We start from the raw sequence: 11391 nt of genomic DNA, 5'->3' as shown, positions 1-11391 counted from the left end.
CATCGCAGTAGCTGCAGGTTCTAAACTGCTTCGTCGGGAAGAACAAAGGTCGGAAAATCCGTACTGGCCTCGGGAACGTGCAGGGCGACGCTGGATTTGCTGATGATCTGTTCGATGTGTGCAGGCGGCGGGGTATCGCTAAAGAATGCGCTGACATCACAGATGGAACCGCCGCGGACAACTGCATTGCGGCCGAACTTGGTATGATCGGCGACCAGAAATGAATTACGTGCATTTTTCAGGATGGCTGATCGTGCGCGGACTTCCTGTTCGTCGAAATCCAACAGGCTGCCGTCCGGGTCGATGCCGCCAACACCAAAGATGCCGTAGTCAACCTTATAGCTGTTAAAAAATGCCTCGACTTCTGGTCCCAATACATCACGGTCGCGATTGCGCAAACGACCACCGATCAGGGTGACCTCAAAGCTGTCATTGGTTGCGGCAACATATGCGACATTGAGATTATTGGTAAAAATGCGCAAATCCCGGTGCTGCAAAAGCGCACTTGCGACCAATTCCGGCGTCGTCCCGATTGAAAAGAAAAGGGATGCGCCGTTGGGGATTTCACGTGCGACAAGAGCTGCGATTTTGCGCTTGTCATTCACATTTAAAACCTTGCGGGCACGATAGGCGATGTTTTCATGCTCAAGTGCTGGTTCAACACCACCGTGACGCCGACGTAGCAAACCTTCATTGCAAAGCGTATTGACGTCGCGTCGGATGGTCTGCGGGGTTACATCAAAGCGTTCGGAAAGTTGTTCGATGGTCTGGAAGCCATCTGCGCGGACGAGTTCTACGATTCCGGCTTGGCGTTCGGTAGGGCGTTTTTGCATGAAAACGTTTCTTCGGTGTTGTTCATCTGAAAAGCTGGCGAATGGTATGCAGCGTTCATGTCGGTTGCGTTACGGTTTAACGTCAATCCTGTGAAACAAACCTTACGCGTTGTGCGCGCGAAACCAAATATAAAAGGCCGCCCATCAGGCGGCCTTTTTGAAGTCTATCAGGATTTGAAGAGGTTTTCTGCTGCTTCCATATAATCGGAAGTTTTCGGCTCTTCTTTTCGTTCGTTGTTCTTCTTGCCCGGGTAATCCGGCTCCGGATTGATCTGCAGCTCTTCTGGCAGCGGATCGGGCTCAACATCCTTGGCGATCTTTTCCGGGTTCTTCGAACGTGCAATCACGACCTGTTTTTCAAGATCAAGTTCGGTGCAAAGACCCATGGTAACCGGGTTGCGCGGTGCAAGGTTTGCCGAGTTCCAGTGCGTACGGTCACGGATTTTGCCAATGGTATCCTTGGTGGTACCAATCAGCTTGCAAACCTGTGCATCGGAAAGTTCCGGGTGATGTTTGAGCAGCCAAGCAATCGCATTCGGGCGATCCTGGCGCTTTGAAACCGGGGTGTAACGGGCACCTTTGGACTGCGCGCGCGGGCGGGGCAGGTCGGTTTTTGCCATTTTCAGCAGTTCGCGCGGATCTTTTTCGCAGCGTGCAATCTCGTCCTGCGTTAGCTGACCATTGGCAACCGGGTCGAGGCCAACAATGCCTTGTCCGACATCGCCATCGGCGATTGCCTGAATTTCAAGTTCGTGCAGCTCGGTAAAAGCGGCGATCTGCCGGAACGACAAGCCGGTATTGTCGATAAGCCATACAGCGGTTGCTTTGGGCATGAGGGGCTGTGCCATATTTCCTCCTGTTTCCTTCTTTCTCTCTGGAGACCGGCAATGGGTATAAGGCCCAAAAAGCACGGGAATGTCTGCCCCAGAATATAATCTCTTTTGGTGGTCCGGCAATGCAGCAAGGGCAACCGTAAAGGTTGCTGCGCATCATCGGACCCGCCATTGCGTTCTTTTCGATCAATGTGCGGGTAAATGCAACACTCTGTTGCGGCGTTCCGAAAAGAATATTGCTTTTCGAACCGCAAGCATAGTCATGTTGCCATGGATCGGTCAGATAAATTCTATCAAACCGTCGTCCATACGCGATCAGTCGACTTCCAGTATCACTTTTCCGATGTGCGCGCCACCCTTCAATATGGCGTGCGCGTCTTCGGCCTGTGCAAGCGGCAGTGTTTTGTGAATGACTGGTGCAATCTTGCCTGCTTCGATCAGAGGCCAGACTTTTTCACGCAATGCATCTGCGATGGCACCCTTGTTTGCAACAGGCTGGGCGCGCAATGTTGAGCCCATCAGCGTCAGGCGTTTCAGCAAAAGCGGTGTAAAATTGGTTTCGGCCTTGGGCCCGCGCAGAAATGCGATGATCAGGATGCGTGCGTCAAACGCTGCGGCCTTGAAATTGCGGCTGACGTAGGCCCCTGCGACCATATCAAGAATGACATTGGCGCCCTTGCCGTTGGTTGCGGTTTTGACTTCGTCGACGAAGTCCTGGGTCTTGTAGTTGATCGCGACATCTGCCCCCAGCTCACGGCAGGCCTGACATTTCTCATCCGTGCCGGCGGTGGCAATAACTTTGGCACCAAATGCCTTGGCAAGTTGTATGGCCGTAGTGCCGATACCCGACGTTCCGCCGTGAACCAAAAAGGTTTCGCCAGCCTGTAGCTGCGCCTTGTCAAAGACATTGTGCCAGACCGTAAAGAAGGTTTCGGGCAGGCCTGCGGCATCCACCATGCTTTGGCCTTTGGGGACTGGAAGGCACTGTGCGGCCGGAACGGTCGCATACTGCGCGTAGCCGCCACCGGTCACAAGCGCACAGACTGTATCACCAGACTTCCAGTTGTGAACGTTTTCACCGACCATGACCACTTCGCCAGCCAATTCCAGCCCTGGAATTTCCGATGCGCCGGGTGGGGGCGGATACATACCTGCAACCTGCATCAGGTCGGGGCGATTCACCCCGGCCGCAGCAATCCGCACCAGCACATCATCCGGACCACATTCCGGCAATGCGATTTCACCAACAGTCATATAGGGGCTGTCATCCCGTTTCTTGATTTCGATGGCGTTCATGTGGGTAGGTAAATCTGGAATGGACATGGTGACCTCGTTGGCGAAAACTGGTTTTTATACCTATCTGGGGTCTATCAGTGTTTCAATGACGGAAAGTCTGACCTGAAGAATGGAGGATGATCGTGGAAGAAGATGATGGTGCTGTCATCAAGGGCGGTGAATTCGGCTTGCCGCGCAATCTCGAAGGGATGTCGGTCAATAGCCTTAAAGATTATCGCACCGCACTGGAGAGAGAAATTAAACATGTGGATGAGGCGTTGTCCCATCGCAAAGGTGTGGCTGCTGGCGCCGAAGCATTGTTCAAAAGCTGATTCAGAAGACAGCAGACTTCAGGGCACACTATAAAGCACACTATCCATAAGCTAGACGTGAGGATAATTTTTTAAACCTTGGGTTAATTGAAATTTAAACTTGTCGTCTTATATGTGAGTAAGAGGGTCATTTACTGACCCCCTTGTCGAACGTGATGTTTCGATGCCTCCCTGTTAAACTGGGCCGCCCATTTTTGGGCGGTTCTTTTTCTTTTTGGTTTTTACACAGCATCTTAAGCGGGGCGGTCGCGTCGTCAAAACCCGATGTACCCGGAATGTGGGATAATTGTGGTACGGGTTAATACGTATTGTCACAATTGTGCCATTAATAGCCTTGACCGCTTATGAACCGCTGGCTAAAGTTCGCCCACAACAAAAACAAAACCAAAAAAAAGTCCGGCAAGTTTAGCAGGTTGAGGTGAGGCCGCCCCGAAAGTGGGCGGTCTTTCTATTTGCGCAGTTTGCGCCTTGAAGCACCATCACCGGTTTCCAATATATTCAGGATGACATACGAGCATCCTCCGGCGTCTGACACGACACCGTATCATAGCAATTTCTCGGTTGTTCATTTCTCGCGGACCTACGATGAGGCCTTTACCCTGCTTGTCGAGGCGAGAAACTACTTAGCAGCGCATCGTGGACAGAACAGACAAAAACACACACGAGAAGCTGTGGCCCAATGTATCGAGGAAATGCGTATGACCACACGTCTGATCCGGGCGATGGCGTGGGTTCTTTCCGTGCGTGCGGTCGAAGAGGGTGAAATTCAATGGGATGAGGCCATCGATATCAATGACTTGATGATTGATATTCGAATGTGCACCGATGACGGATACGAAGCGTGTGGCTTTCTCTCGCCCGGACTACTTGATTTGATGGGGCGCGCACAGGCGCTTTATATGCGGGCTGCCAGAATGGAACTGCAGGTCGCTGCGCGCTGCAACGGATAATCAGGCTAACCTTCTCCAGACAAGCAATACAGCGATGTAACGTTCATGCAAATGTGCCTGAAACTGAGCATGAGCCAATCGGTGATGTGCCTGTTGATGCTTTAAGGGATACTTCTATAGGCAAACCAAAAGGGCGCGATCAAGAGCGCGCTTGTACCTGGAAGACCTCGATTGGTTCCGAGAAGCCCTTCATCTGTCGCGTACCTTTGGACACGAATGCGGCCCGGCTTCCGCTGTAGGTTTTTTTAACGTTGTCTGACACCAGCGTTTCGTCACCCCCTGCTTGGGCGCAAACACGGGCGGCAAGCTGCACAACGCTGCCAAACAGGTCGTTTTCTTCGGCAATCGCTTCACCGGCATTGATGCCGATCCGGATCTGGAATTTCATATCCTGACTGGCGTTATGCGCTACCATGTTCTTCTGAATCTCGATAGCGGCTTCGACCGAACTGCCAGAAGAGGGGAATACGGCCATAATGCCATCCCCCATATGTTTGACTTCCTTGCCATAATTGTTGATCAGGGCCGTACGCACGATCTGGTTATGAATATGCACCATCTGTTGTGCGCCGTGATCGCCCAGTTCCTGGGTTTTGGCGGTTGAATCAACAATATCGGTAAACATCAGGGCATGCAGCTTTTTGCCTGCTGCTCCTTGTGTTCCGGCTGCAGGCTTTTCGCTCCAGTCTGCAATTGCTTTTGAAACCGATGTGATGATGCTTTTTTCATCCTTGATATAGGCATCCATCGATTGTCGACCGGCACCATACATATCCTTGTATTTAGGCTCCAGGATATAGTCGTCAACATTCTTGCAGAATGTGTCGGCCATGCTTTTGTTGGCCCCAAGCGCAGAAATACAATCACGCAGGATGGTTCGACCATCTTTCTGAGCAAGGGCATTCTTCTCGCTACATGCATCGCATGCGCCGGCCACATAAAGATTAACACCAAACTTGTGATAAGCATCCAGCGTTGGAACAGTACGTTGGATGGCCTCAATCGAACCGGTGATAAAGTTCTTCATCTGATCGCGTGTGGCCCGCATTTCACGGGTTTCGACCAGCGGTTTGTCAGGCGTATCGTCGATCGGGGCTTCCTGATCTTCTGACAGCTCTTCCTGTTTTTCTTTTTCTTCTTCAGATGACGGAGTGTCGTCAGCAGAATCGTTCGTGTCATTGGCAAGCTCTGCGGCCAATTCAGCAGCAGATTTACGTTTGGCGTTGCCATTGTCTGATGGGCCAGCAGGCGGTCTTTTGCCGTGTGGTTGCGCCTTTGGCTGCGATACCGGCGCGTATGATCTTGAAGACTTGCTTGCGCTGCCCTTGAATTTCTTGGTCAGCGACATCAGCATGGGCACGACGCTTGCCAAAAAGCCAATCGTAAAGGAAAGGAAATTGGCTTTGTCAAAAAAGCCCTGACTGATTTTAACGCCCATGCCCGGCAGCAGTTCAAGCCCCTTGGCTGCAATCAGCATTGCGGCAAGCCCGATTGCAATTGCCACACAAAAGGCGACCATCATCTTAAGGACCAAGCCGACAAGGCTCTGGCTTTCGGCCAGGGCGTTTGATTTCCCCGCAGCGACAGGTTTCTTTGCCGCGGGTGCCGCTTTCTCAGACGTCTTGTGTTCGGGTTTCTCGTCGCGTGACGGGGCTTGCGCGGGGGCTTGGGGTTTTGCTTGTGGTTTGGCAGCAGAAGAACGCTTTGGCTTGGCCTGGGGATTGGTATTTTCCAGTTTGCCCTGACCACGGGTTTCATAAACCACATATTCGTCGGAGCTGTTGGTTGCGTGGTTATAAACCTCGCGAATGACCTTCACGCCCGACACGTGATTGGCGCGTTCAATCTGTTTGGCTTCTTCTTCGGCTTGCTTTTTTTGCGCACCGGTAAAGTGGCCGTGGATCTGCCAACGACCTGAGCGGTCTTTTACATAGACCTCATAACTAACCTGGTTACGCGTAGCCACTTGATTCATCTAAGAGCCTGATGATGCTTGACAAGCAAGTCCAGGCAGCATCAACAGCGCTGCCTTATCCTAACGAATGGGATTATGGCAAAAAAATGCCGAAATAACCATCAGATATGCTGCATACCAGCCACCACAGGTTTCATCGACCGCTTTCACTTGTGCCAAATTGTTCAAAACCCAAGGCCACAAAAGAAAAACGCCCGCGGCATCAAGAAGATGCGACGGGCGCTGATCCCACAAAACACAAGGATGTGTTTTTTGCTTAGTTGCCGATATTGAAACCAGCGAAGCGCTTTTTGAATTTCGCAAGCTGCCCGCCACTGTCCAGCAGACGGTGAACACCAGTCCAAGCCGGGTGGCTTTTCGGATCGATGTCGAGCTTCAACACATCGCCCGGATTGCCCCAGGTCGACTGCGTGGTGAAGGTGCTGCCGTCAGTCATCTGAACGGTGATTTCATGGTAATCGGGATGGATATCTTTTTTCATCGCCTATCACTCCGGAATTTGAAGCGCGGTGTATAAGGTAAAAAATCGGCTCGCGCAACCCCTGTAACCGGGAATTATCCGATTAACGCCAAATGAGGGGAGTGCAGTAGCGATCTCGCGGTCGTTTAGCAGCAGCAGACTTCGGTTTCAAGCTTTTCTCGCAAGGGCTCTTATGCATACTTGCACAGCACACTTTATATAGTATGGTGCGCCAACAATTGATTGTCGCCTTGCCGGGGGCATTTGGCCCCCAAAGACAGACGGAGAACAAGACTGTGGCCCTTGAGGAAACCCGCTTCCATCAGATTGCTGACGAAACCATCGAAACGCTATCGGATGTTATTGATGACGTACTGGGTGACGACCTTGAAGTCGATCTGCAGTCAGGAATTTTGACCATCGAACTCGATTCGGGTGAACAATTCATCATCAACAAGCATGGGCCGAACCGTCAGGTATGGCTGTCTTCGCCGGTCAGCGGTGCAAGCCATTATGATTTTGATGAAGACAACGAAACCTGGACGTCTACCCGTGGCTCGACCACGCTCAATGATCAACTTTCTGCGGATCTTGCGGTGAAAACCGGAAACAAACTTGATCTTGGCTGACTTCTGGTCGGTCGTGTGGTTCCCACTGCATTCGGGATAAAGTGCCTTGGCGCGTACACCTCTTTCTTCTGCAAAGCTTTCTGATCGTGACACCAGCCGGAACCTTTCGTCTCTTGGGGCGATCGTTCCCTTTGTCACGAAATATCGTTTGCAGCTTATTGGCGCGCTGATTGCGCTGGTGACAGCGTCGGGCACGGTGCTTGCGCTTGGCAATGGCTTGCGCATGCTGGTTGACGAAGGCTTTGCCGAAGGTGACGGGGCTTTGCTGGATCGGGCCCTGTTTGTACTGTTCGCGGTGACCCTTTTGCTGGCAGGTGCCAGCTATATGCGGTTTTTCCTTGTTTCCTGGATCGGGGAACGGGTTGTCGCTGATATCCGTGCGGCCGTGTATCGTCATATCATCCGACTTGATTCCGCCTTTTTCGAGGTCACTCGTACCGGCGAAGTGCTTTCAAGGCTGACAACAGACACCACCTTGCTGCAAGCTGTCATTGGATCAAGCGTGTCTATCGCGCTTCGCAATGCCCTGATGTTTGTTGGCGGGCTGACGATGCTGGCGATTACCAGCCCCAAACTCACAGCCCTTGTCTTGCTTGTTGTGCCCTTGGTCGTGATCCCGATTGTTGGCTATGGACGTCGTGTCCGCAAACTATCGCGGGAATCGCAGGATCGGGTTGCCGATGTCAGCGCCTTTTCCGAAGAAACACTGAATGCGCTGCGCACGGTTCAGGCCTACACCCACGAGGAAATCGAAAGCACCCGCTTTAAGGGCCATGTCGAAAGTGCGTTCAAAACCGCTGTTGCCCGGATTTCGGCGCGTGCGCTTCTGACGGCCATTGTGATTGTCATGGTCTTTGGCGCGGTTGGCACCATTCTGTGGATTGGTGGCCATGATGTGCTTGATGGTACGATTTCCGCAGGTGAACTTTCTGCATTCGTCTTCTATGCCGTTGTTGTCGCGGGATCGGTTGGTGCGATCAGCGAAGTGATCGGTGATTTGCAACGCGCGGCCGGTGCTGCCGAACGTCTTGTTGCCTTGCTGGCGACAGAACCTGAAATCAGGGCTCCGGAAAACCCGGTTGCCTTGCCGGTTCCCCATCAGGGGCATGTCGATTTCGAAGACGTAACCTTCCATTATCCCGCACGACCGGATCGTTCCGCGCTTGAAGGCCTTAATTTGTCGGTTAAGCCGGGCGAAACCGTCGCCCTTGTCGGGCCTTCGGGGGCGGGCAAGACCACTGTGTTTCAGCTGCTTTTGCGGTTCTATGATCCTGACAGTGGGACAATTCGCGTGGACGGCGTCGATATTCGCACCGCCGATCCCGTCACTGTGCGCGAACGCATTGGCCTGGTCGCACAGGACCCGGTGATCTTTGCTGCAAATGCATGGGACAACATCCGCTACGGTCGTCCGGATGCTACTGATGCCGAAGTGCGTGCTGCAGCAGATGCTGGCCACGCCAGTGAATTTCTCGATCGTTTGCCCGATGGCTTTGATACCTTCCTTGGTGAAAAGGGGGTTCGCCTTTCGGGGGGGCAGCGTCAACGTATCGCCATTGCACGTGCCATTTTGAGGAACCCCTCGATCCTGCTGCTGGATGAAGCGACCAGTGCCCTCGACGCGGAAAGCGAACAGGTGGTGCAAAAGGCGCTTGAAACCATCATGGCAGAACGCACCACGCTTGTGATTGCCCATCGTCTGGCAACGGTCCTTCATGCGGACCGGATTGCCGTCATTGATGATGGCAAGCTGGTTGCCATTGGTACCCATCAGGAGCTGCTTGAAAGCTCACCACTCTATGGTCGTCTGGCCAAGCTGCAATTTGACCGCGACGCAGCCTGAGCTTCTGCGACGCTGTTCCAGATCCCAACTCCTTCTATCTGCAACCCAACTTCGACCAAGGCAACCAAGCTTGGTCCTGCCGCCCGTGCCCAATGCGTCGGGGCAAGGGCGGTGCGCTTGATCTTGTCCCCGGAATTTCGGTATGAAAAAAAAACCCGCCACAAGGGCGGGTTTTGAATGTGTCGTTGTCTTTGTCTTTGGCCTTACTCGGCGCTGGCGATTTTTCTGTTATCAAGCGACAGCTCGGCATAGCGCTTGCGTAAGATATCAGAATCGGCCAGGAACCGGTCCAGCTCCTCACCCTTAAGCGTCTTGCCACTTGGCATTTTGACTCTCATCGGGTTGACCTGTGCATGGTTCTTCAGGATTTCATAATGCAGGTGCGGTCCGGTCGAACGGCCTGTCGTGCCGACATAGCCAATCACGTCGCCCTGTTTAACCCGCGATCCCTGGGTCAGGCCTTTGGCAAAGCCCTTCATATGGGCATAGGCGGTGTCATAGGAATCATTGTGACGAATCAGGATGTAATTGCCATATCCGCCATTGCGCCCAATCTTGGCAATCGTCCCGTTGCCGGCAGCAAAGATCGGGGTTCCGGTCGGTGCGGCAAAGTCGATGCCCTTATGCATCTTGGTGTAACCAAGAATAGGGTGCTTGCGCTTGCCATACCCTGACGACAGGCGCGCGCCATTGATCGGGGTCCGCATCAATGCACGACGATAAGATTCCCCCTTCTGATTATAGAAATCAGTCTCACCCTTGCTGTCGGTATAGGAATACAAACGGACTTCATGACCGCTCAGCGTCATGCTGGCATAAAGCACATTCCCGAACCGAACCAGTTCGCCTGCATCATTAACCAGTTCCTGATACATGATCTCGAAACTGTCGCCTGGCTGAATGTCACGCTGGAAGTCAACCTCATAGGAATAAAGCTCGATCAGCTCCATCAGAACCGGGATCGGAACACCATTTCGCTCTGCAGCCAAAAACAGGCTCTGCTCAATGGTGCCCGAGGCAACATTCTGTGATGTCGTCAAATCAATTTTGTCAGAAGACGCGGCAAAGCCTTCGTCGGTGCGCGATACCGATACAATGGTTTCCGGGTCTGGCTGAAAGCTCAACTGTTCAAGGAACTCGCTGTCTTCATGCGGGGCGGCAGCATAAACAAGATCAAATTCCTGACCGGCGCGCAGCTTGCGTGGATTATAGACATCGCGTAGCGCTTCAATCGCGTTATAGGCGGTCGTACGCTCAAGACCCGTCGCTGTCAGGGTCGCCATCAGGTTGGACCCGCGCTCCAGGACCACGGTTTCACGGCGCGGCTCAATATTTGGAATGCTGGCGGTTTCGGTGATGGTTGCATCACCGTCCATCATATGGCTCTCGGCAGCGCTGGCGGACAGGGCCGTATCCGAAGCGTTGGAATAATGATCCGATAGCAGATATCCGGTTGTTCCCCCCAGAATCACCATCACGCTCGCAATAGAAACCAAGTCTCTTCCGGCCATTGCCGTAGAACTCCCCTAAAAGCCAATAATCAGTTTACCCGCACGGCTGCTCTTCACGGCAACATCGGTTCAAACCTTATACATAAAAGCTCAAGCGATGTGAAATGCGAATTACCGCAGGTAAAGGTGTATGCCAAACCAGTATAATGGCGCGATTTCCTTTACGAACCGTTGAAGGACTCTCGTGCTTTTGATCCCGATGGGCGGCGATCATCTGCCACCCGAGAATGGCAATAACAAGGCAGCTACGTTTGGCGGCGATTCCTCTATTGGGTCTGAGAAACAAGGCGACATTTCAGAGGTCTCCGACGGCGACCGGATGAAAGTGTCTATATATATGTGTTGTTTTGTGTCCTCTATGCCGTGACGAATGGGCTGTCAAAGCTCCCCTGTTGTGGGGCAACATGAAAGGGCGGTGGTGGTTCGGTGATAGGTGACGCTCCATGCTTCTCAACCAAGGGGTGATGGTCTGATTTCGGCAGATTTCCGCTTGTTTTGGACAAATTCACAAAAAACGATTTTTCCGTCGTTTTTTTCCAAAAAAGGGTTTGACAGTTTTGGGAGTGGGCCCTATAACCCGCCTCCACCGACGCAGTGCGGCGCCAACGAGAACGGCGACGCGGGGCGGTCGGGACGGGGCTTCGGTCCTTAAAGTTCTTTGACATTGTTGATCAGTAGGAAGGGATGCGCGGGCAGCGTTATGGCGCTACAGTCTGTGCATCCTGGAGACGACGGACCGGTTTGAATTTA

10 protein-coding genes are annotated in these 11391 nt (G+C 52.8%); 4 read left to right on the top strand and 6 right to left on the bottom strand.

The genetic code is table 11. The features are described 5' to 3' along the window. Window positions 1-20: 20 nt before the first annotated feature. From JF44_RS0107575 to JF44_RS0107565, 3 genes are all read right to left on the bottom strand, one after another. A complete protein-coding gene (locus JF44_RS0107575; RefSeq protein WP_033068386.1) occupies window positions 21-833 on the bottom strand; it encodes a DeoR/GlpR family DNA-binding transcription regulator in 813 nt (270 codons plus the stop codon). A 167-nt stretch (window positions 834-1000) separates the two neighbouring features. Then, complete coding sequence (locus tag JF44_RS0107570; protein ID WP_033068385.1) at window positions 1001-1681, bottom strand: DUF1013 domain-containing protein; 681 nt, start codon at window positions 1679-1681, stop codon at window positions 1001-1003. A 300-nt stretch (window positions 1682-1981) separates the two neighbouring features. Then, on the bottom strand, window positions 1982-2989 hold the full coding sequence (locus JF44_RS0107565) for an NAD(P)H-quinone oxidoreductase (protein ID WP_033068384.1): 1008 nt from the start codon (window positions 2987-2989) through the stop codon (window positions 1982-1984). Window positions 2990-3078: 89 nt separating this feature from the next. On the opposite strand from JF44_RS0107565, the gene JF44_RS0107560 reads away from it, so the two are divergent. Continuing rightward, window positions 3079-3273, top strand: a complete 195-nt coding sequence (locus JF44_RS0107560) for a DUF1192 domain-containing protein (RefSeq protein WP_033068383.1) — start codon at window positions 3079-3081, stop codon at window positions 3271-3273. Between the two features lie 503 nt (window positions 3274-3776). Next, window positions 3777-4223, top strand: coding sequence for a DUF1465 family protein (locus JF44_RS0107555; RefSeq protein WP_033068382.1), 447 nt, complete (start codon window positions 3777-3779; stop codon window positions 4221-4223). Between the two features lie 139 nt (window positions 4224-4362). On the opposite strand, the gene JF44_RS0107550 is transcribed toward JF44_RS0107555, so the two are convergent. Both JF44_RS0107550 and rpmE read right to left on the bottom strand, forming a co-directional pair. Next, window positions 4363-6198 carry an adenylate/guanylate cyclase domain-containing protein gene (locus JF44_RS0107550; RefSeq protein WP_033068381.1) on the bottom strand — a complete coding sequence of 612 codons (1836 nt, stop codon included), beginning with the start codon at window positions 6196-6198 and terminating at the stop codon, window positions 4363-4365. A 256-nt stretch (window positions 6199-6454) separates the two neighbouring features. Beyond that, the gene (gene rpmE, locus JF44_RS0107545) at window positions 6455-6679 is read right to left on the bottom strand and encodes a 50S ribosomal protein L31 (protein WP_008891651.1); all 225 of its coding nucleotides are present in this window, start codon (window positions 6677-6679) and stop codon (window positions 6455-6457) included. A 203-nt stretch (window positions 6680-6882) separates the two neighbouring features. Between rpmE and cyaY the strand changes: the two genes are divergently transcribed. Both cyaY and JF44_RS0107535 read left to right on the top strand, forming a co-directional pair. After that, on the top strand, window positions 6883-7287 hold the full coding sequence (gene cyaY / locus JF44_RS0107540) for an iron donor protein CyaY (protein ID WP_238318393.1): 405 nt from the start codon (window positions 6883-6885) through the stop codon (window positions 7285-7287). A gap of 46 nt (window positions 7288-7333) precedes the next feature. Then, window positions 7334-9130 (top strand): ABC transporter transmembrane domain-containing protein, encoded by a 1797-nt coding sequence (locus JF44_RS0107535; RefSeq protein WP_033068380.1) that lies wholly within the window; start codon window positions 7334-7336, stop codon window positions 9128-9130. 203 nt (window positions 9131-9333) lie between these two features. Here the strand turns inward: JF44_RS0107535 and JF44_RS0107530 are convergent, their stop codons facing one another. Further along, complete coding sequence (locus JF44_RS0107530) at window positions 9334-10641, bottom strand: M23 family metallopeptidase (RefSeq protein WP_238318392.1); 1308 nt, start codon at window positions 10639-10641, stop codon at window positions 9334-9336. Window positions 10642-11391 lie beyond the last annotated feature (750 nt).

This window comes from Thalassospira australica (assembly GCF_000763295.1).
Lineage (GTDB): Bacteria > Pseudomonadota > Alphaproteobacteria > Rhodospirillales > Thalassospiraceae > Thalassospira > Thalassospira australica.
This window is presented reverse-complemented; position numbering and strand designations above follow the sequence as displayed.